18 protein-coding genes are annotated in these 22,949 nt (G+C 36.1%); 9 read left to right on the top strand and 9 right to left on the bottom strand.

Translation table 11 applies throughout. The annotated features are described in order from the left end of the window. Nucleotides 1–2: 2 nt before the first annotated feature. The 3 genes from BC781_RS06485 (at nt 3) to uvrC (ending at nt 3,374) form a co-directional block, all read left to right on the top strand. Nucleotides 3–905 carry a DUF3822 family protein gene (locus BC781_RS06485; protein ID WP_158281413.1) on the top strand — a complete coding sequence of 301 codons (903 nt, stop codon included), beginning with the start codon at nt 3–5 and terminating at the stop codon, nt 903–905. Nucleotides 906–971: 66 nt separating this feature from the next. Then, nucleotides 972–1,424, top strand: coding sequence for a pantetheine-phosphate adenylyltransferase (gene coaD / locus BC781_RS06480; RefSeq protein WP_109616392.1), 453 nt, complete (start codon nt 972–974; stop codon nt 1,422–1,424). 135 nt (nt 1,425–1,559) lie between these two features. Beyond that, nucleotides 1,560–3,374: an excinuclease ABC subunit UvrC gene (gene uvrC, locus BC781_RS06475; protein ID WP_109616391.1), complete on the top strand. Its 1,815-nt coding sequence runs from the start codon at nt 1,560–1,562 to the stop codon at nt 3,372–3,374. Between the two features lie 77 nt (nt 3,375–3,451). Here uvrC and BC781_RS06470 read toward each other — a convergent pair whose 3' ends face one another. Further along, nucleotides 3,452–4,750 carry a T9SS type A sorting domain-containing protein gene (locus BC781_RS06470; RefSeq protein ID WP_109616390.1) on the bottom strand — a complete coding sequence of 433 codons (1,299 nt, stop codon included), beginning with the start codon at nt 4,748–4,750 and terminating at the stop codon, nt 3,452–3,454. 397 nt (nt 4,751–5,147) lie between these two features. Between BC781_RS06470 and BC781_RS06465 the strand changes: the two genes are divergently transcribed. The 4 genes from BC781_RS06465 to BC781_RS06450 all read left to right on the top strand — a co-directional run bounded on the left by BC781_RS06465 (nt 5,148) and on the right by BC781_RS06450 (nt 9,659). Continuing rightward, nucleotides 5,148–5,714: an RNA polymerase sigma-70 factor gene (locus BC781_RS06465; protein ID WP_109616389.1), complete on the top strand. Its 567-nt coding sequence runs from the start codon at nt 5,148–5,150 to the stop codon at nt 5,712–5,714. 54 nt (nt 5,715–5,768) lie between these two features. Continuing rightward, entirely contained in the window at nt 5,769–6,785 is a 1,017-nt protein-coding gene (locus tag BC781_RS06460; protein ID WP_109616388.1) for a FecR domain-containing protein, read from the top strand. Further along, entirely contained in the window at nt 6,785–8,833 is a 2,049-nt protein-coding gene (locus BC781_RS06455) for an STN and carboxypeptidase regulatory-like domain-containing protein (RefSeq protein ID WP_109616387.1), read from the top strand. The genes BC781_RS06460 and BC781_RS06455 overlap by 1 nt, the downstream gene beginning before the upstream one ends. 376 nt (nt 8,834–9,209) lie before the next feature. Then, complete coding sequence (locus BC781_RS06450) at nt 9,210–9,659, top strand: cold-shock protein (RefSeq protein WP_109616386.1); 450 nt, start codon at nt 9,210–9,212, stop codon at nt 9,657–9,659. A gap of 66 nt (nt 9,660–9,725) precedes the next feature. Here BC781_RS06450 and BC781_RS06445 read toward each other — a convergent pair whose 3' ends face one another. Beyond that, nucleotides 9,726–10,421 (bottom strand): response regulator transcription factor, encoded by a 696-nt coding sequence (locus tag BC781_RS06445; RefSeq protein ID WP_109616385.1) that lies wholly within the window; start codon nt 10,419–10,421, stop codon nt 9,726–9,728. Further along, entirely contained in the window at nt 10,418–11,890 is a 1,473-nt protein-coding gene (locus BC781_RS06440) for a sensor histidine kinase (protein ID WP_109616384.1), read from the bottom strand. Before BC781_RS06440 ends, BC781_RS06445 begins: the two co-directional genes overlap by 4 nt. A gap of 220 nt (nt 11,891–12,110) precedes the next feature. Between BC781_RS06440 and BC781_RS06435 the strand changes: the two genes are divergently transcribed. Then, nucleotides 12,111–12,878, top strand: a complete 768-nt coding sequence (locus BC781_RS06435) for a hypothetical protein (RefSeq protein WP_109616383.1) — start codon at nt 12,111–12,113, stop codon at nt 12,876–12,878. Between the two features lie 89 nt (nt 12,879–12,967). Here BC781_RS06435 and hemA read toward each other — a convergent pair whose 3' ends face one another. From hemA to murA, 5 genes are all read right to left on the bottom strand, one after another. After that, nucleotides 12,968–14,236 (bottom strand): glutamyl-tRNA reductase, encoded by a 1,269-nt coding sequence (gene hemA, locus BC781_RS06430; protein ID WP_109616382.1) that lies wholly within the window; start codon nt 14,234–14,236, stop codon nt 12,968–12,970. Between the two features lie 377 nt (nt 14,237–14,613). Continuing rightward, on the bottom strand, nt 14,614–16,080 hold the full coding sequence (locus tag BC781_RS06425) for a GAF domain-containing protein (protein WP_109616381.1): 1,467 nt from the start codon (nt 16,078–16,080) through the stop codon (nt 14,614–14,616). Continuing rightward, the gene (locus tag BC781_RS06420) at nt 16,067–17,749 is read right to left on the bottom strand and encodes a GAF domain-containing protein (RefSeq protein ID WP_109616380.1); all 1,683 of its coding nucleotides are present in this window, start codon (nt 17,747–17,749) and stop codon (nt 16,067–16,069) included. Before BC781_RS06420 ends, BC781_RS06425 begins: the two co-directional genes overlap by 14 nt. A 112-nt stretch (nt 17,750–17,861) precedes the next feature. Beyond that, nucleotides 17,862–19,220 carry an MATE family efflux transporter gene (locus tag BC781_RS06415; RefSeq protein ID WP_109616379.1) on the bottom strand — a complete coding sequence of 453 codons (1,359 nt, stop codon included), beginning with the start codon at nt 19,218–19,220 and terminating at the stop codon, nt 17,862–17,864. 56 nt (nt 19,221–19,276) lie between these two features. After that, nucleotides 19,277–20,593, bottom strand: a complete 1,317-nt coding sequence (gene murA, locus BC781_RS06410) for a UDP-N-acetylglucosamine 1-carboxyvinyltransferase (RefSeq protein ID WP_109616378.1) — start codon at nt 20,591–20,593, stop codon at nt 19,277–19,279. A gap of 339 nt (nt 20,594–20,932) precedes the next feature. Between murA and BC781_RS06405 the strand changes: the two genes are divergently transcribed. Further along, complete coding sequence (locus tag BC781_RS06405; RefSeq protein WP_109616377.1) at nt 20,933–21,670, top strand: hypothetical protein; 738 nt, start codon at nt 20,933–20,935, stop codon at nt 21,668–21,670. Nucleotides 21,671–21,753: 83 nt separating this feature from the next. Here BC781_RS06405 and BC781_RS06400 read toward each other — a convergent pair whose 3' ends face one another. Further along, nucleotides 21,754–22,773, bottom strand: coding sequence for a glycoside hydrolase family 113 (locus BC781_RS06400; RefSeq protein ID WP_109616376.1), 1,020 nt, complete (start codon nt 22,771–22,773; stop codon nt 21,754–21,756). Nucleotides 22,774–22,949 lie beyond the last annotated feature (176 nt).

Below are 22,949 nucleotides of genomic sequence, written 5' to 3'. Positions count from 1 at the left end.
TCTTGAAAGATTTATTATTAGATACCTTACAATACAAAATTGTTGATGAAGAAAGCTTTGATGTGTTTCACGTTACTCGTTATGAGTTATACGTGAGGGCGCATCAAAGCTCTCTTGTATTAGGGGTATTCGATCCTGAACAACAACGTTGTGTCACGATCGAGAAATATTTTTTTGCTAATGAAGCTTCTGAAAATCAAGGTTTATCTCTTGATACACTCAAACAGTTTTGGGAAGCTCATCCTTTTTTGAATGCAGCCTTCTGGAAGAAAGTTTATTTCATCCAAGCCGATTTCCACTTTGCATTTGTTCCAGAGTCATACGTAATGACAACACAAGAGGAGCAAATCCTTTTGCGTATGAATGCAGGTATTGACCTTTCAGAAACTGTGATGGAACGCAAACATATTCATGGTACAGAAGCCAAATGTATTTTTGCTTTCAATAAGCAGTTATCAAAGTGGTTAAAACACATCTACCCGAAAGGAAATCTTAAAATCTCTCATTTAGCACCTGTGTTTTGTAACTCAGTTCTGAACTGGCAGAAAAAACACGTACCTCATGATTTGGCAATATATCTTACTGAGGGCTATCTGATGGTGACAAAGGTAAAAGCAGGAGAATTGGTATTTGCCAATGCTTTTCATATTGAAAATACCAATGATCTCATCTATTTCCTTTTATTTGTGATGGATGAATTGGGAATAACTTCCAACAGAGCTAAAATCATTGTATGGGGTGAGTACACAGAAGAGCAATACGAAACCTTAGACAAGTTTATTGCAGATGTGAAAAGAGGTCCTAGACCAAAAGATATCAAACTTTCTTATGACTTTGGAGATTTTCCATTGACAGCAGAGTTTGATATGTTTTCAACATTTATGAATACATCGATAGCGCAATAAAACAGAGCTAGGCATCCATTTTCGGAAAAGAACTAGATCAACACTAAACACTACTTTTCAATTCAAATGAAAAAAATAGCACTATTTCCGGGTACTTTCGATCCTTTCACAAGAGGACACGAAGATATAGCCATCAGAGGAAGTAAAATCTTTGATGAACTCATCATCGGACTTGGGCACAATACCAAGAAAAAGCGTTTTTTTGAGGCTGATTTGATGTTGGATAAGATCAATGATCACTTCAAGGATTATCCGAATGTAAAAGCAATGATGTATGAGGGCTTAACAGCTCATGTTGCTCGTGATATCGGGGCTAATTTCTTGTTGAGAGGCTTGAGAAATACGACTGATTTTGAATATGAAAATAGTATAGCACAGGCAAACAAACACGTTTATGACGGATTGGAGACCGTATTTATTTATACTTCTCCAGAATATGCCTACATCAGTTCAACGATTATTAGAGATTTATATCAATATCAGCAAGATGTAAGCGAGTTTGTGCCTTTCTCATTGTAATAAAAAAGATACCAAATATCCTGAAGCGATAGATCAGCAAATTTGATCATAGATTTTCAATCTTGGTCGAAGCTGATCTATCGCTTTATTTTTTTGCTTAAGTTTGTTATCAGAATACAGAAAAGGAATACGGCTATGAAAGGGGAAATTGCTGAAAAATTACAAAGTAAAATTAAAAACTTACCTCAAGAACCAGGAGTATACAAATATCTCAATGAGGAAGGTGTAATTATCTATGTTGGAAAAGCAAAGAAGTTAAAGAATCGTGTCAGTAGTTATTTTGTAAAACAGCACGATGCTTCTCGAAAAACTCGTAAGCTAGTTTCAGAAATCAGAGATATTGAAACTGTAGTTGTAGATTCTGAACTAGACGCGCTTTTGCTTGAGAATAACCTGATCAAGGAATTTCAGCCCAAATATAATATTCTTCTGAAAGACGATAAGACATACCCTTATATCTGTATTACAAAAGAACGATTTCCAAGAGTTTTCTCAACAAGAAATATTGAGGCAGGAAAGCACGAATATTATGGTCCTTATGCCTCGCTCAGAACAATGAATACTTTGCTTGATCTTTTCAAGCGATTGTATAAAATCCGTAGCTGTACGTATAATCTTTCTCGCAAAAATGTAGATGAAGGGAAATTCAAAATCTGTTTGGAATATCATATTCATAACTGCTTAGGTCCGTGTGAAGGAAAACAGACAGAGGAAGAATATGAAGAAGATATCAAACAAATCAGAAGTATTCTGAAAGGGAAAATCGGATTAGCAAAAGGATATCTGAAAGATAAAATGAATACTGCAGCTGCTGAAATGGAATTTGAGAAAGCAGCGCAGTACAAAGATAAATTAGATCACTTACAGAATTTCCAAGCCAAGTCGCTTGTCACCAATCCGAATATTGAAGAAGTAGAAGCTTACTCGATTAAGTCTTCTGAAAGTATGTCTTATGTGAATTTTATGAAAATCACAGATGGTGTACTTCATCATACAGAAACGGTACAAGTGAAAAAGTCTATGGATGAAAGTGATGAACAAGTCTTGCTTTATGCCATTTTCGATTTCAGAAAGAAATACAATACAGCTTCTCGAAAAGTATTGACCAATATCGAATTGGAAGAGGTGGAAGAATTACCATTTGAGGCTCACGTTCCAAAAATTGGAGATATGAGAAGGTTGATTGAGCTTTCTATGAAAAATGTCTTCCATTTCATGAAGGAAAAAGAGGTCTTGAAGCAGGAAAAAGAAGATAAAAAAGCCCATTTCCAAACGCTCCTTCAGCTAAAAGCAGACTTGAACTTGAAAGAGCTTCCTGTGCATATTGAGTGTTTTGATAACTCCAATTTTCAAGGGACAAACCCTGTAGCCGCCTGTGTAGTTTTCAAAGATGGGAAACCTTCAAAAAAAGACTACAGACATTTCCATATCAAAACGGTTGTAGGACCAGATGACTTTGCTTCTATGTATGAAGTAGTTACTCGTCGTTACAAAAGACTTTTAGCAGAAAGTGAGCCGCTTCCACAATTGATAATTATTGATGGAGGAAAAGGGCAACTCGGTATGGCGGTTAAAGCCTTGCGTGATCTAGAAATCTATGGAACAATTCCTGTAATCGGGATTGCAAAACGATTGGAAGAAATTTATTTCCCAGGAGATTCTTTACCGCTTCACATTCATAAAAAGTCAAGATCTTTGGCGCTTATTCAAAGACTCCGAGATGAAGCTCACAGATTTGGTATTACTTTTCACCGAAATAGAAGATCAGCGAATAGTATTCATTCCGAGTTAGAAAATATTGAAGGTGTTGGTCCTGCGACAATTAAAAAGCTACTCACAGAGTTTAAATCGGCAGCCAATGTCAAGAAAGCTTCGCAAACAGATATAGCCGCTGTGATAGGAAATAAAAAAGCGGAAACTGTTGTGAAGTACTTTAAGGAAAAAGAATAAGGTCGCAATACTTTTAATAGCACCTAATAGATCAATAACGTATGATTTATTAGGTGCTTATCAGTTTTATAGTAAAGTTATTTAAGGATAATTTTAAGATGGTGGCGTTTGGAAAGTGTCATTACTTCTATAAAGTAAAGGCCTTTTTTCTTCTCTGATAAATCGATGTTGATTTCTCCCCAAAGACTCATTTGAAAGTCCATTTTTTCTCTATTGCCATTAGCGTCAATCACATAAATATCCTCGATATCGCTACGTTCCATGTCTATTTGTAGTTTTCCATAAGTAGGGTTTGGAAAGGCTACAATCTTTTCTTCAATGTTATCAATTGTAGGAGTGTGATAAATTGTCTTCAGATAACTGAAGTTTCCATTCGTATCGACTTGCTTAAGACGGTAATATCTAGGTTTTAATGATCTGCGTTGATCTTCATAAGAATACTTTATCAATTGATCACTATCCGAGCTTCCGTAAACTCTTCCTAGAATTTCGAAGTTGATACCATCAATAGAAGATTGTATTTCATAATAATCATTATCCAATTCGTAGGCAGTTAACCACTCTAGTAATATCGAATGATGACGTTGAATTGCTGTAAATGAAATAATATCAACTGGTAAAACGGAGTTTGCGGATGTTTCATTTTCAATTGTATTTAAGAAGCTTTGTAAGTTTAGGTCTGCTTCAGATGTATCTCCCTTAATTCCTACAGAAGGACTTGAGCCATTAACTGTACCATTTCCAGAAGTATTTCCATTTACATACAAGCTACCTGTACCTGTAGATATAGAGCTTGTACCACTGTTACTTTGATTCACGCTTAAATCTCCTCCAACAGTTATATCCGTTTGTGTACCATCAGTACTTACTTCTGAGGTAGAACCAGACCCATCAGATGTAACAGAATAGTTCCCATCTACAATTATTTTTGCACTATTTTTTAGGTTTATAGTAGCACTATTACCTAATGTAGATTCCTGTGTAAAGTTTCCTGTTACAATTAAAGCTCCTCCTTCAATATTGATTGTAGCATTTGTGAGAGTAAGGTCTCCTTCAATTACAAGAACTCCGTAGATATTTAATACACCACCAAATGTCATCTCCAAATTTGTTGATGATTCGATATGATAACCATTGGTCAACTTACTTTCAATTTGTGAAGTACTCAATCCTCCAGAGTTGTCGGAGTCGGGGAGTGTTACGGTTTTATCTGTAGAGGCTCCAGGACTACCTCCAGCATCCCACGAGGAGCTGTTAGCCCAATCATATGGAGATCGAGATCCACCTAAACTATTTAAATCAACAGAGGTGTGTTGAGCAAATAAAAAAGGACTGTAAAATAGGGTTAAGGTTAGTAGGAGTAAAGGTCTAATCATGAATAGTTAGTAAATAGGTTGAATAATCTTGATGCAAAGTAGTCATGACTAGTAAGAAAAAATTTGAACCCTTCCATCAAAACTAAAGCTTGTAAGCTTTTAGCTTAGTCCTATATTTTTAGTATTCTATTAGAAGAACATATATTCATGTTTTGGTGAGTGGTTTGTTATTTAATTGTTTATCTGCACTTTAGAGTTAGAGAGCTTTATTGAATTCAATCCTAATTTAAAGATGAGTAATGCGTTGTGAAATTAGCACTCTTTTTTCAACTCAATTATTTATAAATATTAGGATGAATAAAAGCAGTAAGTAGCATAGAATGAATTCATTAATTGTAAACATTCTACGATCAGTGTAACTTTGTATCAAATTTTTAGATAAGGAAATTAATCAAGGATGCAAGCATCTATCATAGATAAAATACGGGAAGGAGATGAAGTCGCCTATGAACAACTGTTCAGAGATTACTATGAACAGCTTTGTTTATATGCCTGTAAGTATATTGGTGAGATGGAACAAGCAGAGGAAATTGTACAAGATTATTTTGTTCAGCTTTGGGAAAAAAGAGATGGGCTACAAGTACATTCTTCATTAAAATCCTACTTGTTTGGTGCTATTCGAAATAACTGTCTGAGTTATTTCAAACATCAAAAAGTAAGAGAAAATCACCGTCAAGAAGTCTTGAATACAAGCTCAGAAGCTTATTCAGATGAAGAGGATATGAGTGCTTTTGAAATGGAGCAACGCATTCATAATTGTATTAACGGTTTACCCGAACAACGCCAACGAATTTTTAAAATGAGTAAATTTGAAGGCTTGAAATACAAGGAAATAGCAGAAAGTTTAGGGCTTTCTGTTAAAACTGTAGAGGCTCAAATGGGAAAAGCATTGAAGACATTACGTACAGAACTGGCAGGAGCCTTACCAATTCTTCTTTTGATCCTATATTTTTTCAAAAAGTAGTAAGGGTTTTTTAATGTTCGAGCTACATACCTATAAGCGGAGACAGATCTAATTATGAAAGACGAAGTTAAAGATATATATATCAGCAAGTACTTATCTGGCAATGCGAGTGCAGAAGAACGTCGCATTGTGGAGGAGTGGCTTTTGGCTGACGCATCACATCAGAAGTATTTTGATGAATTTCTTTTTGTATGGGAGAAGGCAACACCTCCTCCTGTTCAGCAAAAAGTAAATGTAGATGCTGCTTGGGATAAAGTGAGAAAAAGAGCTTTAAAGCCCCAAGCCAAAGAAGTAAAACTAGAAACAAAACCTAAGAAATATCTAGGGGCATGGTGGGCTGCCGCTGCGGCTGTTGTGATTGCGAGTTTGTATATTTTCGGACTTCAGCAATTTGATGCTGAAATGGAAATGATTCGTGTAGCAACCACAGATGTCATCCAAGAAGTAGAACTTCCCGATGGTACAAAAGTGAATCTGAATACTTATTCTTCTATTGAGTATCCTGAGAAGTTTTCCGATGAAAAAAGAGCTCTGACACTTGAAGGAGAAGCCTTTTTTGATGTAAACAGAGATCCTGCTAGACCTTTTATTATCGATGCAGGAAAAGCACAGGTAGAAGTTTTAGGAACCTCATTTAATGTTAATACAAAAAATGAAGAAGCTATTGAGGTTGTTGTAGCTACTGGTAAAGTTGCCTTAATGCCGAAAGAAGCAAATACCAAGAAATCATTCTTAACCTTGACTAGAAATCAGAAAGGTATTTTGGGTAAGGGCGATTTGAGTCTGAAGAAGGTTGAGGCAAGAGAAGATGCACAAAATGCGATAGCTTGGAAGACCAAAAGCTTATTCTTTGAAGAAACACCTTTAACTGAAGTTTTCGAGACTTTGGAGAAAAATTACGGGGTTGAGTTTGAGTATGATCTTCAGTCTATTGAAGACCGTAAGCTCTCAGGTAGATTTAAGGAGCAACCTCTAGGGGTTATTTTGGAGACAATTGAGCTTTCTTTTGACAATATTAGTGCAGAAAGAAAAGGTAATAAAGTAGAAGTAAAACTGACAGACAACGAATAATGAATTTTAAATTCAAGATTCATAAAAGACACTTAGGGCTTTGGAGCTTTATTTTTTTATCACTTTTGTGTCTTTCTTCAGAAATAATAGGATCGGGTTCGCCGCTCAAACGAAAGGTGAGTGTAGAGTTGGAAGATGCAAGTTTGAAAGAAGCTTTAGATGCTTTGGCAGAACAAGCCAATTTTGACTATGCTTTCAATGCCAAGCTTCTTGCAGGGATATATAACATCAGTATCTCAGCAAAAAATGAAGAAGTTGAGGCTGTACTTGATGAATTACTGACCAAGTATGATTTACAATATCGTTGGTTAGGCTCTCAGTTGGTTATTTATCAGAAGAAAAAAGAAAAGAAAATAGTAACTGTCAGTAAGCTTTACGGACAAGTTTGGGATGCTTCTTCGCAACAAGCAATTTCGGGAGTTGCTATTCAAGATCAACGATTGGGACTTATTGGTACTACAAAAGATAATGGAGGATTTAGTATAGAATTACCCACGCCCAATTTCAATCTCAATCTGAGTTTTAGTCATCCTAAATACCAAAACAAAAGGCTGAAAGTGAAACTTAGGGGGGATCGCGAGTTGCAGGTTCGTATGGAAGTTGATCAAGTGGCACTAGAGAAAGAAAAAGCCTTGCTTGATAGTCTGCAAGCCCTCCAAGAAGAACAACAGTTTTTGGATTCATTGGAACAAGCTTTGGCATGGACAAACGATACCAGTGCTGTTGGAGAAATATCTCCAATAGTAGATCCTGTCAACGCATTTGATTTCTCCAATGTCAGTGATAGAACAATGGTGAAGCTGTTCTTGCCTTCAAATGCAAAAGAAGAAATTGATAAAAAATACCAACTTCAAGAGCGTGGCGCACAAGTGAGTGTGATGCCTGTGTTAGGGTCAAATTTCTTGAATGGACACAGATCAATTAATAAGTTTTCATTGAACTTAGTCTCGGGGTATAGTGCTGCTACCGATGGTTTTGAGCTAGGAACAGTCTTAAATATCAACCGTTTCGGGATGAATGGTGTACAAGTTTCTGGACTGATGAACGTGGTAGGAGGTAGCACGAGTGGTGTTCAGTTTGCAACACTAATGAACTATAGTAAACTGTACACACAGGGGCTTCAGTTTTCTTTTATGATGAACTTTAACCGAATGCAGGTCGAAGGAATGCAGATTGCTGGTTTTAGTAATAATATTAAGGGAGAAATCCGAGGTGTACAGTTGGCTGGGATTAATAATGGCTCAAGAGGTGGGAAAGGAGTGCAGCTAGCAGGACTTTGGAATAAAACCAAAGATGATTTTATAGGTTGGCAGTTCACTACTATTTCAAATAAAGCAAAGAAAGATTTCTACGGAATCCAAACCTCTGCATTTCATAATGAAATAGAAGGAAATTTATACGGGCTTCAAACCAATTTATTGATCAACTCAGTAAGTGATACACTCAAAGGAGTTCAAGTAGCACCTTTCAATATTGTCGGAAATACATCAAAAGGTTTTCAAGTAGGAGGTCTGAACCGTACGACGACACTCAGAGGTGTACAATTAGGACTTGTCAATGTTGCAGATACTGTAGAAAGTGGATTTTCACTAGGAGTAGTTAACTTCATCAGAAATGGATATACGGCTCTTGAGGCAGGGATAAGTAGTGATGCGATTGTGAATCTAAAGTATAAAGGAGGTACAAATCAGCTTTATAGTATTTTATCCGTCGGAATGATTGATGAAGGAATTCGATATGGTTATGGTTTAGGTACCGCATGGGATTTAGCTTCTTGGATGGGGATTAACTTTGATGCAAATGCTTTTTATGATCAAATAGATACAGATATTCTTCCTTATACTGGATGGACAGCCGCATTAGAAGCAGATTTGTATATGAAGCTTACAGATCACTTTGAAATCTATTTTGGAGGAAGTTTTAATACTCATTTCAAAGGTGATAACTATTTGCCTACAGAAGTAGCTTTACCTTATAAGTTTTCACATGAAACCAGCAGATTTGGTCAGTGGTGGAGTTATCAAGGAGGGGTACGTTTTAGGTTTTAAGGAGTAGGTATTGGTTAGCTCGTATGTGTACTTTGAACTGATTTCCTAGTAATAAATAAAATGTATGAGCTTTAAGGTTTTAGACTTATTTAGAGATTGGAAGTAACTAAAATGAGTCAAAACATGTTGATATATAGCGGACTAAGCAAATTCCTTTTGGATAATTAACGTCTAAATTTGCTGTAAATTAGCTTATTAGGAAAAAAGTCCGAATTAATATCGTACCTTTGTTAAAAGGTTATTTCGAATATGTTGTAAGATTTTGATGGTTAGAGGCTTAGGTGTTTTCAGTGATCGTCAGTTTATTCAATGTATTTGAGCTTTGCAACTACTCAAGTGAGTAGTGTTGTATTTTACAAAATAAAAAAAAAACTGAATGGCGAAATCACAGGCTACGTTTAGCAAAATGGAAAAAGAGAAAAAGCGTCAAAAGAAAAAACAAGAGAAACTCAAAAGAAAAGAGGAACGCCAAGCGAATAGCGGCGGTAGTGACCTAGACAGCATGATGGCTTATGTGGATGAATTTGGAAACATTGTTGACACTCCACCAGAACCATCTGAAAGAGAAGAAATAAACGTAGAGGATATTGCCATCAGTATTCCAAAAGCCGAAGAAATTGAAGAAGATCCAGTGAAAAAAGGACGTGTTGAATTCTTCAACGATCAGAAAGGCTTTGGTTTCATCAAAGAAATCGGTACACAAGAGAAATACTTTGTACACGTAAAAGGTTTGATTGATGATGTAAGAGAAAGAGATCTCGTTACTTTTGAGCTTGAAGAAGGTCTGAAAGGACTAAATGCAGTTCGAGTGAAAAAATCAAAATAATATATAAAGGATAAAATCCTTAGAAAGGGCTTCATGAAATTGAAGCCCTTTTTTTATATTTGAATTCTAGTCTGCAAAAACAAGGCGATAACCTTCACCTCTAACCGTCTGAATTTGTAGTCGTTCTTCTGCTTTTAAAAGCTTACGAAGTTTGGTGATGAACACATCTAAACTTCTACCATTAAAGAACGAATCATCTCCCCATAGTTTTACCAAAATCAATTTTCTGTTGACAAGTTGATTACGCTGTTCACAGAGTATTTTGAGTAAATCAGCTTCGCGAGAAGTAAGCGACTTATGCATATCGCCCACACTGATTTGTTGATAAGTATAGTTGAAATCAATAATTCCGAATTGATAACTGACCTCAGAGCTTTCAAGCTTACCAATACCTTTTTCACGTTTTAGAATAGATTCGACCCTTACAAGTAATTCTTCCATGCTGAAGGGCTTTTTCACATAATCATTAGCCCCAATCTGAAAACCTTTAACAACATCTTCAGTCATCGATTTTGCAGTCAGAAAGACTATAGGAACATTTGAATCTGTGGTACGAATTTCCTCTGCTAAGCTAAAACCATCTTTTATGGGCAGCATGACATCAAGTACACAAAGATCGGGTTGTATCTCACAAAAGCCTTTAAAAGCACGCTCACCATCTTTAAAAAGTGTAGCCTCATATCCTCTATTTTCAAATAATTCTTTGACCAATAAGCCTAAAAAAGGATCGTCTTCTACGACCATTATTTTTGTTTTTTTCATAAGGCAAGTGTTTCGTTCATGTGTTTCGTTCGGATAGGGAAAGCAATTGAAAAAGTACTGCCTTGCCCTTCTTTAGATTGCAAGCCGAGTTCTCCAAGGTGTTTTTGTACAATCAGTGATACATAACTGAGTCCTAAGCCGAAACCTTTTACATTATGGACATTCCCTGTCGGTATGCGGTAGAACTTCTCAAAAATAGCGTTCTGATGTTGAGAGGGAATCCCGATGCCATTATCTTTTACATGTACAAGAATGTGACCATTAACATTTTCAGAGCTAATCTCAATGATTGGAGCATTCTGAGTGTATTTACAGGCATTGTCTATCAGATTGTAAATCACATTTGTCAGATGAACTTGATCTCCGATGATATCTGCATCTATCGCATCCAAATGACAATGTATTTTTCCTCCTTTTTCATGTATCTGCATTTCCATTTGTTGCGTAGCATTCAAGACCAATTCATGGAAATTAATATTCTCTTTCTTAAGCTTTAATTCTCTTTTTTCGGAAGCCGCAACATTGAGAACTTTTTCAACCATAAGTCCTAGTCGTTGATTTTCTCCTTCCGCAATTTGAAGGTATTGCAATGCCTTTTCTTCATCTTTTCGAATATCAAATTTGAGCAATGCTTCAAGCGCTAAAGAAACAGTAGAAATTGGAGTCTTAAACTCATGAGTCATATTGTTGATGAAGTCACTCTTGATTTCGGAGAGTTTTTTCTGACTAAAAATGAGAAAAAGTGAATAAGCAAAACAACTTCCTGTCAGTAGAATAAGGATGAGCGAACCCAGAAGTGGAATTGCCATTTTATTCAGAGCCAATTGATTTTGTTGAGGTAAAAAAAGCTGGATTTTGGTAGCTCCAAGCGTTGGAGATTTACTGTGTAAAGTAATTCCTTTTCCGTCTAGGTTGTCGATTAATTCCTCATTTCCTACTACTCCAAATTGTTTGGTCTGAGGGCTCCAATAGGTGTAAGCAAACTCTGTAATCCCAATGTCATTAAGTTCCTGTTGGAGTAATTTGTCATAATCTTTCAAGTACCAAGTCTGTTTCTTGGGGTCTACTTTTAGCTCAATTACTCTCTTCTTATGCCTTTCAACTATTCTAAATCTATCATCGGTAGCTGTCGAATAATTGTATTGAAAGTTATTTTTAGGTTGTTCAATGATAATATCCGTATCCTTCTTTTTTTCATCTTCAATCTGAATACTGACACCACCTTCTTTAGGATCAAAAAGGTAAGGTCTCACGAAAACCTCTTGCTCTCCTTCTGGTGTAATGAAAAATGAAAGTACGGTCTTTCCTACAAACTTTTCATCTGCTTTTCTGATAGCAACATTAAGCTCTTCTTTTAACCGTTCGGCTTCTTGCTGATAACTCTGATATAGCCAATATCCTTGAAGAGCTATAATACCAGAAAGAGCTAGCCCCATCAGAATAAATAGATATGTTATTTTTTTCTTCATAAATTCTATGAGCAATAGATTGAAAATCGCTTGATTAGCGAGGTTTTGGTAGTTTAAAAGTACAGCTATTTCCGTAAATCAAATAAGATGTTAACCTTGCTTAACCTAGTTTAACCGAGCTTTAACCTAAATCAAAAAATAGGAATGCTACATTTGACCAAGCGCTAAAAGTTAATGTCTTGAGACCAATTTAATTGTTACTCTAAAAAATTGAATTAAAATGAAACATCTAAAAGTATTACTTCTTGCTAGTTTACCAATGTTCTTTTCTGCTTGTAATGATGAAGACTTAAGTCCTGAAGAAAAAGAAACCTTGGATGATGCGAAAATTGCAATCAGAGAATTTAAAGATGGAGATGACGGTAAAGCTGTATTCTTCTTTAATGACACTCAGGTATTGGGCGATTTAGAGTCTGAGTTTGGACAAAAAGTAGCCAATGTAGAAAATATGGATGTGCAGTTTGATGGCGGAAAAATGCTTGTAAAAGCAAAGCTAAAACTGGAAGATGGAACAATCGTGGAGAAAGAACGCTCTTTGGATAAGTCAGACCTAAAAGCAATGGCCTCTGAAGGTGGAAAAAATGAGTTTGTATGGCATTCTGCTGATGGAGATGAAATAAAAGAAGTTAGAGTGCTAGAGCTAAAGGATAATGATAAAGAGGTAGTGATAGATATTGATGAAGAGCATTACAGCTTTGTGACATCTGGGGATAATGATGAAAAAATCATTTTTCTAAAACCTGGAGAGGATTCAGAAATGAAGGGATTAGATGAAATGATTGAAGAAAAGTACGGTTCGGCTTTGGAGGATGTAGAAACGATTGAGGTTTTGGTGGAGAATGGCAAAAAGGTAATTGCTGGAAAAGCTAAGCTTGAAGATGGGAGAAAGATTGATTTTGAATTTGAGAAAGATTTTATTTCTAAAGAAGGAGACGCAAATGCTTTTAAGAAACATAAAGTGATGATTTTTGAGACAGATAAAGACTAAATTTAGACGTCAAAAAATCATACTGTACAAAAAATCCCAAAGCTCCGAGTGAGAACTTTGGGATTTTTTTGATCTATATAATCAGAAAATTATTTCTTCTTTAAATCTTGAGCTTCCAAATTGAAAAGGTCATTTAAGACATCTACAAGCGTTTCTGCTTCATCACGTTTACAAGCAGCTTTAAGCTGAAGTACAGGAATCTTGATGATTTTATTCATAATTCCTTTTGTGATTTTATCAATTTTCTTGATTTCATCATCCTCTAAGCCTTTCATATAGCGTCCAATCTCTTCTTGTCTGATTTGTTCAAGAGAGCTTTTTAGCTTTTGGATTGTAGGAGAGAAGACCATTTCTCTAGCCCATTCACCAAATTCTGAGATCGCTTCTTCAATGATTGCTTCAACTTGAGGAATAGAAGCTTTTCTTTTTTCAAGGGCTTTACTCGCTCTGTTGTTGATGTCATCTACGTTGTAGACAAGTACACCAGGAATATTTTCAACATCTACGGCTACACTTCTCGGGACAGAAAGGTCAACAAAGCATTTGAACGCAAGTATTTCTAGTTCGCTTACTTTTTCTTTTGAAAAGAAATCGGCGATAGGAAGAGAACTAATAATAACATCTGCTTTGTGGGCAGCATCCCAAAGTTGATCAAAAGGAAGAGCTTTGTAGTCGCATTCAGTGGCAAGTTGTTCGGCTTTTTCAAATGTACGGTTTGTGATTTGTACATTTTCAATGTTGGTATTTTTTAGGTTACGAACTGTATCCGCACCAATTTCACCAGTTCCAACCACTAAAACTTTCGGCTCTAAAAGGGTAACAGTAAGTTCTTCTATCATTTCTACCGCAGCATACGAAACAGAAGCCGCTCCATTTCTGAAGGCAGTTTCTTGAGAAACACGTTTGTTGGTATAGAAAACAGAGTGCATCATGCGGTGCAAAAATGGCCCTGCCATATCTAAGTCGGCAGAAAGCTGATAAGCACGCTTGATTTGATTAGAGATTTGAATATCACCTACTACTTGTGACTCTAAACCCATAGATACACGATACAAATGACGTATAGCATCAAAATGGTCATTTAAAGTAACAAAGTATTGTTGGTACTTTTCTGAAGTCATACCTTTCATCGCACAAATGAGCTTGATAAGCTCTGATGAAAGATCTTCAGATGAAGTATAATAAACTTCCGTACGGTTACAAGTTGAGACGACCAACAGGTCATTAAGGTCTTCAAAAACCTCTTTTGCCTTATTGATGAAATCACCAGCGTCTAGGTCGCTGATAGCTAATAACTCACGAACTTCAAGTGGTGTACTTTTATACGATGCCGAAATCGCTTTAAAGTTCTCTAACATAATGCGTTCCCTTTTCTGTAAAATATTTGGAGTCTAGATGCTTTAAACTAGCCTCAAAAAAATATTACCCTCTATTGATCAACTCACAAAAATAGCTAAAAAGATAGATAACTATAATTGTTAAGTGTTAATTCTCAAAATTCATAATGATTATGAATAAAGGAAAGTATAATCCAATTTTTTCTTAAAATATGTAATCTATTACAGCTTTACCAAAATAGTGCTTAAAAGAAGGCATATTTCTTCTTTAAAGTTGATTGTAATCCATATACTTTCAACAGTTAAAAAAGGATCGGTAGTTCCCTAAGATTAAATCATGTATTAACATTTTTTGTTTTAGTTAAACTTATGAAAGTTCAGAATTTCTTACGCTCTACTTAGTTCCTATTTTTTAGTTTTTTGAGTTCTTCTTCCAGTTTCTGGATACGATTCTGGTTTTCTATATTTTTCTCATTAGCCTTGAATAGCTCAGTAGCCATTTTTTGCTTTTCAGAATTTGTATTTTCTAATGCTTCCTGCGAATGATGATACTGTTTTTGAAGTGCCAGCAAATTTTGATGTAACTGTTGTTTACTTTCTCTTAAATCAGTAAGCTTTTCTTCGTCAGTCATCCTCTGATTAAGGTGTTCTTTGGTTTTTTCTTTATGTATGTTGACTTCGTTTCTTAAGAAGCTTTCATGTTTCTTCAAGTTCTCGATCTTTTCATTCAGTTTTTCCTTCTCTTGTTCCAAGCTTTTTGATGAAAGTTTTACTCGCTCCAAAGATTGTTTTAGAAGTACATTTTCCTTTTCCTTTTTTTCGAGTTGAAGTTGAGCTTCTTTAAGTTCGTCTTTGGTGTTTTCCAGGTTCACGAGCATTAGTTCCCCTTTTTTCTGATACTGCTCAACTTCTATTTTTAGGTTCTGTTCTGTCTTTTTACTTTTCTGGAAGGCTTTTTTAAGTACTTGCTCATTGTTTTTCATCTTTACGTTGGCAGCTTCTATCTCATTCTGCTTCCGATTCATCTCTTCTTGAGTAGACTGAAGTTCTTCCATATTTTGCCTCATCTCCTCTTCCTGTGTTCGTAGCATTTCAGCCTGATATTGGGTTTCTTTTAACAAGTTCTGTGTGTGATTTGCTGTTTGAACAGAAGCAATGATCGATGAAACATTTTCTAGCATTTTCTCTATGAATTGGATTTGATAACCTTCCAATTTTTGAAAAGATGCAATCTCAACCATACCAAATATCTGATGATTTAATCGGATTGGAATAATTGCTAAGGCATTTGGCGTAGCTAAGCCTAGTCCAGATGTAATATTGACGTAGTCTGAAGGGATTTCGGTCATAAAAATCCGATCTTTTTCTAACCAAGCTTGCCCTAAAAGTCCTTCTCCTTTCTGAATTTTTTTGTGTAGATATTTTTTCCTCTCGTAAGCATAGCAAGCCTCAAGCTCAAGAAATTCTTTCTCTGTATTTTCTTCTTTTTTGATTAGAAAGACACCTCCTTGGTTAGCTTCTATATACTTTACAAGTTCATTGATAAGTCTATTGCAAAGCCCAGAAATATTATCTTCATATCCTCTCAGTAATTGGTTGAATCGAGCCAAACCTTCTGCCTCCCAATGTCTTTTCTCTTCTTGTGACTTGATTTTTCTAAGGTTCTCGTTGAGTGTTTTTATTCGGCTTACAACTTCAACATGTTCATAAGCTTTTAAATCTCCAAGATCCATTTCTCCCTCAGCCATTCGGTCAAGAAGTTGTGTCGCAATTTTTAACTCTTCTTCTTTTTGATCTTTATGAGTTTGGAGCTGTTGATAGAGTTGGTTTTGGACAATGATATATGGAAGGCTATTCATTTTCATGAGATGATTCTTTTAGTTGTTTCTGAAGAGATGTTATTGTACTATTCTGTTCATTGATCTTATTCTCATATTTATTTTGAATAAACTCGATATGGTCTTTCAGGTCGCCTATTTCATGGTTCTGACTAGAAATACATTTTCTGCTTTGTTGTAGCTCTTTTTGGAAGCGTTTGGCTTCGAGGTGACTCTGATAAATGATAATATTACCACCAATACTTTCGCCAATTTCTTCGCAGAACTGAATCTGTTCTTTGGTGAATGGAACAAATGAACCGAGTTCCAAAAGTCCAATTGTTGTATCACTTTTAATGGGAACGATCAAAATAGCTTTAGGAGGTGCTTCGCCTAATCCAGTTTTGATTTGCCAGTAATCTACAGGTACTTCTTTGAGGTGTATCGTTCTGTGTTCTTGCCAAACTTCACTGATAAGTCCATCATAAGTGTCAGGGGATAAATCTAGGAGTTTGAGCTTATTGTAGGCGTAAGCCCCTTTGGGAACCATTTTTTGTTCTTCGATGGGAAGGGAAGTGTCGTTGATCAAGTATAAAATACCGAGAGGTAAATCTAGATATTCAGTAATTCCTCGAATGAGACGTTTGCTGAGTTCGTCCATGTCTTCGGTGTTATTCTTGATCATCTCTTGTAAGCGTTGTTTTCCTTCAGATTTCCATTGGAGTAGTTTATTATCTGAGATGTATTTTTGTAGTTTGTTTTTACTTTTCACAATGGCATTGACAAATGAGTCTTTCTGAAGAGCTACGTTAGAATCGTAATGAGCCATCTGTACATCCATATTTCCTTCACTGAACTCCGTCACAAATGAGGATACTTCTCTAATTTTCTCAGTTACATTTGATACAGCATCAACCACTTGCCCAACTTCGTTATTTCCATACTTTTTAATCCTGTGATTGTAATCTCCTCCAGAAATGATTTTAAGGTTTTTCATCAATTCATCAAGAGGGAAAAGGATATATCTTTTGATTAGGAAATAAAGTAAGAGAACGGCCAAACAAATGATACTCGCAGTAGCATAAAGCAATAGTTGAGACCTGTTTTCAGTTTGGTGGGTTTGAGAAAGTACCATCTGACTCAGTTCGTCACTCAGAAAGAGAAGGTGATTAGATTTGTCTTTGAGTTGAGTATAAGACTGAAGAAGAATCGGGTTAGTGATACTTTTTTGCTGATATAAAGAGATGCTGTCCATATCAAGATGGTTCAGGTCAATCTCTTTAGGTTGAGTGTATGTCTTAATCTTCGATGGATTATTGATAATGTTATAAGCATCTTGTTTGTAAGCCATCCAAACATCAGCGACTTCCATTGCTTTTTCCTTGAAAGGACTTTCCAGTGGAGGACTATACTTCATATCGTTGTCTTTCACTTTTCCGCCGAACCTTATGAGTTGGATAATGCGGTCATATTCGGCTATTGTCTTTTCAATGTGAAAGCGTTGAGAGCTATCTCCATGAATATAAATGCCACACAAATAAGTGATTTTTGGGCTTAAGGTTTTGGCTTGTTGGGTAAGGTCTATTTTTACCCGATCTGTAGATGAGGTAAGGTGTAAAGCAATTGCAAGTGAAATAAGATTGGTGAGAATAATACAAATTCCCATCAACTTTACCACTCTTGTAAAAGCGATATCCCTGAAATGCATTGATTGCATATAAATAAGCTATAAAATGAGCGTAATATGGGTTACTTCTAAAGTAAAGAAGTTAAGGGATATCTATCTAAAAAGGAAGTTCAGATCATGTGAGGTCAATATTGTCATTTTTCTATCCAACGTTTTCGATCAATAGGTTGAGTTTTTTCCACTCTTTAACCAAAAAGATAGATGTGAAAAGGGCTGACAAGGTATCTGAAACAGGACCAACCATCCATACGCCATCTAAACCAAAGAAGTTTGGAAGAATAAATAAGAATGGCATCATCACAATTACTTGTCGGAGTAGGGTTAAGAAAATCGAGATTTTAGCTTTACTTGTCGCTTGGAAATATTGGGAGGTTATAATCTGAAAGCCTATAACAGGCATGCACATGGTATAGATATTTAGACCTCTAGTACCGATTTGCAAAAGTTCATCGCTATCGGTATTAAAAAGCTGTACAAACTGATTTGGGAATATGTGAATCACAATCCAAGAAACGATTGAAATTACTGTTGCAGCAATAATGGATAGACGGAGGGTTTCTTTTACCCTAGAAAAATCTCTTGCGCCAAAATTAAATCCGACGATAGGCTGTGATGCCATACTCACAGCAAAAATAGTAAGGATGACAAGCAATACGATACTATTGATTATACCCATAGCACCAATAGCTAAATCTCCTCCGTAGCTAATTAGTTGGAAGTTTGCAGCGGCTTGTACAAAACTCGATCCGATCTGAAGGGCAAAAGGAGCCATTCCGATAGAAAGAATACTCGTGATAATCTGTTTATTGAGTTTGAAAGAATGAGTTTTGAATTTGACAATTGCATGCTCACTTTTCAAGTAATGATGTATGACGTAAATACAAAGTACGATATTGGAAATAATAGTAGCCCATGCAGCACCTTTTACGCCCATATTCAAGCCAAAGATGAAAATTGGGTCAAGGATGATATTTGTACCAGCACTCACAATCATCGATGACATGGCAATACGGGCATTACCTTGTGAGCGTATGATATTGTTGAGAGAGAACCCTACATTCTGAAAGATTGCCCCAAAAAGAATAATATTCAGATAATCTTGAGCATAAACAAGGGTGTTTTCTGTTGCCCCAAATGAATTGAGGAGGGGTGTTTTAATCGCAAAACCTATTCCTGTAACTAATATGGAGACGAAACAACCCAAGAGTAAGGCATTTCCGAGTACCCACTCAGCACGTTTGAGGTTTCCTTCCCCCATATTGATGGAAACTCTAGCTCCAGCTCCTTGTCCGATCATCATTCCAAAAGCAGAAATGATCATCATGATAGGAAACACAACACTAAGCCCAGAAAGCGCTTCGGCTCCTACACCTTGTCCGATAAAAATTCGATCTACAATATTATAAAGTGCATTTACAAATACACTCACAAATGCAGGCCAAAAGTACTTTCTCAACAAGTCCTTAATCGGACTTTCTGCCATCTCATTCTTTGGCTTCATAGCAAACAGGTAAAAATGAAAAACTCCTGCTATTAATAACAGGAGTTTTAAAAAATCTATTCACGCGTGATCTTGGCACCTAGTGCTCTGAGTCGATCATCGATCTTTTGATAACCTCTATCAATTTGATTGATATTATAAATACGGCTTGTTCCTTCTGCTGAAAGTGAAGCAATCAGCAATGAAACTCCCGCTCTAATATCTGGAGAAACCATCTGAATTCCTTTCAAGGCTACTTCCTTGTTCAATCCGATTACATTGGCACGGTGAGGGTCACAAAGAATAATTTGTGCGCCCATGTCAATTAATTTATCGACAAAGAACAAACGGCTTTCGAACATTTTTTGGTGGACCAATACTGTTCCTTTGGCTTGTGTAGCTACTACTAAAACAATACTCAAAAGGTCTGGAGTGAACAATGGCCAAGGTCCATCAGCTACAGTAAGAATTGAGCCATCAATAAAACGGTCAATTTTATAGCTTTCTTGAGCCGGAATATAGATGTCATCATCCCTGAATTCCATCTGAATGCCCAAACGTTGGAATACCGTAGGGATTTGTCCTAATTGATCAATTCTACAGTTCTTGATTGTGATTTCAGAGCCTGTCATTGCAGCCAAACCAATGAAACTTCCAATCTCGATCATATCTGGAAGCATCGTGTGAGTTGTTCCTCCAAGATATTCAACACCTTCAATGGTCAGAAGATTTGAACCTGCTCCTTGAATGTTAGCCCCCATTCTGTTCAACATTCTACACAATTGCTGAATGTACGGCTCGCAGGCAGCATTGTAGATCGTTGTTTTGCCTTTCGCTAATACAGCAGCCATAATGATATTTGCTGTACCTGTTACTGAAGGCTCATCCAAAAGAATGTATGAACCATGAAGGTCATGAGCATCAATTGTGAACATACCATCTTTAGTATATTCAAATTTGGCGCCCAATTTCTCAAAACCTAAGAAGTGTGTATCAAGACGTCTACGTCCAATTTTGTCACCACCTGGCATTGGGATTTTTGCATAGCCATAACGTGCCAACAATGGTCCTAGAACCATGATTGAACCACGTAACTGTCTAGCTTTATTTTGGTATTCTTCTGTTTGAAGAATATCGATATTTACATTTTTAGCTTGGAATTCGTAAGTGTCTTCTGAAATCTGATTGACCTCTACGCCAAGGTCTCCCAAGACTTCAATCAACTTCAATACATCACGAATTGCAGGAATATTGTGGATTGTTACTTTCTCTTCAGTAAGCAATACTGCACACAAAATTTGTAATGCCTCATTCTTGGCACCTTGAGGTGTGATTTCACCTTTCAGTTGGTGTCCTCCTTCAACTACGAAACAATCCGTTTTAGCATTTGTCATCTCTCCTTAATGATTTGAATTTTCAGTAGAATGCAAGTAATTGTAAATCTTTCAGTATTGAAAAACTAACGGCCGAATTTATGATTTTTTTAGAGCATCAGAAAAAAGGAAGGCCTTAATGCAATAAATGTAATCTTTTGACAACCTTCGAGCTTGAAAAAATACCCATTTCTTCTCGAAGAAATCAGAAATCGTAAAACTAAGAATTCAATCGAGTCTTTAGAGTATCTTTAGTTCTATTTGTAGTTGTAAAAGCCCAAGGTATATTCCCCGAACGAAATAGAAATAGGTGTAGTTGTTTAGCTGACAAATTGAAAAAGCTAACTAAACAACAAACCAATGAATCGTAAAATACTATTCTTCCTAATAGCAGTTTTTACATCTCTACAAGCTTTTGCACAAACGGACTTGATAGAGATTAAAAATGATGAACAGAAGCTCAAAGAAAGAAACCTGAAAGGAATCAGTGCCACAGTATATGGTGATGCTGATTATGTTTGGAGGCAATGGAAAGACTTTGTGAAATCTAAGTGGGAAGAGAAAGGGAAACTGAAAAAGAATGTTTTTCATGTTGAAAAAACAACAATTGAACAGATTACGAATCACCAAGGCGATCTGTTTACAAGTTTCACACCTCAAGATGGTGAACACCCACAAGGTAAATTATTTGTTTCCTTTGCCGTTGGTCATGAAATCTGCCTTACCGAAGAAAAATTCCCTGAAGACTATGCTAAGATGAAAAAGCTCTTTCGTGAGTTTGTAAATGATAATTGGACTGATGCGCTGACAAAAACAAAAGAACAGCAAGAAGACCGTCTGAAAGGAATTGAGCGAAAAATCAAACAACACGATAAGAAGATTTTAGCACTCAAAAAGGAGGTGAGAAAAAGCAAGAAAGCTATAAAAAAGACGGATGATAGCCGAGAAGAATTTGATTACCAAAATCAGATTAAAGTAGCAGAAGAAGCAATTGAAACCAATAAAGCACAAAGAGACAGGCTTGAGGAAAGATTGAAGCATGATGAGCAAATCTTGCTAGAGGTAGAAGATAAACTAAAAGCTATTCAGGCTAGATAGAAGTTTGATTGCAACTAAAAAATAGAAAAGAGGGTCTTTTATTAAAATCTCCGATAAAGAGAAAAGTCAAAAGTCCATCCTAATCAATATTTGCCGTAGAAGTTCTGAATAGTTACTTCTGCGGCTTTATTTTGCGGGGAAAATTCTTTTCGATCACTTCTGTCTGTGGCAGATGGAAACCATTTCCATAAAAAACCACCAGCAAACCAATTTTCTTCCCAAAAACAATCGAAAGTACTTTGTAACGCTAATTCTTGTCCTTTTTCATTTATGCTTAGTGTATCTGTGTCGTGTTTCCAGTGGCCATCTGCGGTATAATCCATGTTCTGAAAACCAAATTCGGTAAAAAGTATTGGCCTATTCCATTCTTCAGAAAAACGATTTAATTCATTTTTAACCTCGTTCCATCCGTTGTACAAAGTTAATTTACTTGGTGTTTTAAGGTTACAAATTGGGAAATAAGCATCTATCCCTATAAAATCGAGCTGATCCCAAAATGTGACATGTTCATAATTATCCCAATTAGAAGCATAGGTTATTTTACCGCTGTAATGTCTTCTAACTTCAGCAATAAGATTTGTCCAAAATTGAGGGCGAGTCTTCACCGAAACTCTACATTCTGTACCAATGCAAAATAATGGAACATCAAGTTCTTCAGCGAGGCTAGCAAAATGAAGTATGTATTTCTGAAAAGCGACTTCCCATTTTAGCCAATCTTCTTCATTATCAAAATCTAAATCTCCTGCCCAACCTTGCCCTAGCACCCAAAGGTGAGGTTTCATCATGATTTGTAAGCCTTCATTCTGACAAGAAGTAATGTATTGTTTTACTCCCTCAGTTGTTTCACCGTACCATTGTCGTTCATGATCGAAAGTCACATTCGCTTCTTGCGGAGAAGAGAATGCATAAGGAATTATAGCCACCCAATTTGCATGAGTCTGTTTGATATTTTTTAGTGCAGTAGATTTTAGTGATTGGGGAATACCCACAAGACTCAATCCATTGATTTTAGGGAGGGGAGATTGAGAAGAAAGGGGAGAACAAGTCGTGTTTCCAATTAACAAAAGTATAGAAATAGCAAGATGGAAATGTTTTTTTCGCATATAATAAAACTACAAAAATACTTCTAATTACAATTAAAATCATTTATGTATTAAACAGTTCGAAAAACATTCTATCTTCAAACAGAATAAGTGCTTATAGAATCTACTTGAATGATGAAATAAAGCATGCAGTGTTATTAATGTTGCATATTTTATCCATTGAAAAAAAACGTAAT

This window comes from Sediminitomix flava (assembly GCF_003149185.1).
Taxonomy (GTDB): Bacteria; Bacteroidota; Bacteroidia; order Cytophagales; family Flammeovirgaceae; genus Sediminitomix; species Sediminitomix flava.
The sequence above is the reverse complement of the archived record's forward strand: the minus strand, read 5'-3'. Positions and strand labels throughout refer to the sequence as shown.

Excerpts from the sequence above, each read along its gene's own strand:
- coaD (WP_109616392.1), top strand. The coding sequence starts at position 972 with ATGAAAAAAATAGCACTATTTCCGGGTACTTTCGATCCTTTCACAAGA.
- uvrC (WP_109616391.1), top strand. The coding sequence starts at position 1,560 with ATGAAAGGGGAAATTGCTGAAAAATTACAAAGTAAAATTAAAAACTTA.
- BC781_RS06470 (WP_109616390.1), bottom strand. The coding sequence starts at position 4,750 with ATGATTAGACCTTTACTCCTACTAACCTTAACCCTATTTTACAGTCCT.
- BC781_RS06465 (WP_109616389.1), top strand. The coding sequence starts at position 5,148 with ATGCAAGCATCTATCATAGATAAAATACGGGAAGGAGATGAAGTCGCC.
- BC781_RS06460 (WP_109616388.1), top strand. The coding sequence starts at position 5,769 with ATGAAAGACGAAGTTAAAGATATATATATCAGCAAGTACTTATCTGGC.
- BC781_RS06455 (WP_109616387.1), top strand. The coding sequence starts at position 6,785 with ATGAATTTTAAATTCAAGATTCATAAAAGACACTTAGGGCTTTGGAGC.
- BC781_RS06450 (WP_109616386.1), top strand. The coding sequence starts at position 9,210 with ATGGCGAAATCACAGGCTACGTTTAGCAAAATGGAAAAAGAGAAAAAG.
- BC781_RS06445 (WP_109616385.1), bottom strand. The coding sequence starts at position 10,421 with ATGAAAAAAACAAAAATAATGGTCGTAGAAGACGATCCTTTTTTAGGC.
- BC781_RS06440 (WP_109616384.1), bottom strand. The coding sequence starts at position 11,890 with ATGAAGAAAAAAATAACATATCTATTTATTCTGATGGGGCTAGCTCTT.
- BC781_RS06435 (WP_109616383.1), top strand. The coding sequence starts at position 12,111 with ATGAAACATCTAAAAGTATTACTTCTTGCTAGTTTACCAATGTTCTTT.
- hemA (WP_109616382.1), bottom strand. The coding sequence starts at position 14,236 with ATGTTAGAGAACTTTAAAGCGATTTCGGCATCGTATAAAAGTACACCA.
- BC781_RS06425 (WP_109616381.1), bottom strand. The coding sequence starts at position 16,080 with ATGAAAATGAATAGCCTTCCATATATCATTGTCCAAAACCAACTCTAT.
- BC781_RS06420 (WP_109616380.1), bottom strand. The coding sequence starts at position 17,749 with ATGCAATCAATGCATTTCAGGGATATCGCTTTTACAAGAGTGGTAAAG.
- BC781_RS06415 (WP_109616379.1), bottom strand. The coding sequence starts at position 19,220 with ATGAAGCCAAAGAATGAGATGGCAGAAAGTCCGATTAAGGACTTGTTG.
- murA (WP_109616378.1), bottom strand. The coding sequence starts at position 20,593 with ATGACAAATGCTAAAACGGATTGTTTCGTAGTTGAAGGAGGACACCAA.
- BC781_RS06405 (WP_109616377.1), top strand. The coding sequence starts at position 20,933 with ATGAATCGTAAAATACTATTCTTCCTAATAGCAGTTTTTACATCTCTA.
- BC781_RS06400 (WP_109616376.1), bottom strand. The coding sequence starts at position 22,773 with ATGCGAAAAAAACATTTCCATCTTGCTATTTCTATACTTTTGTTAATT.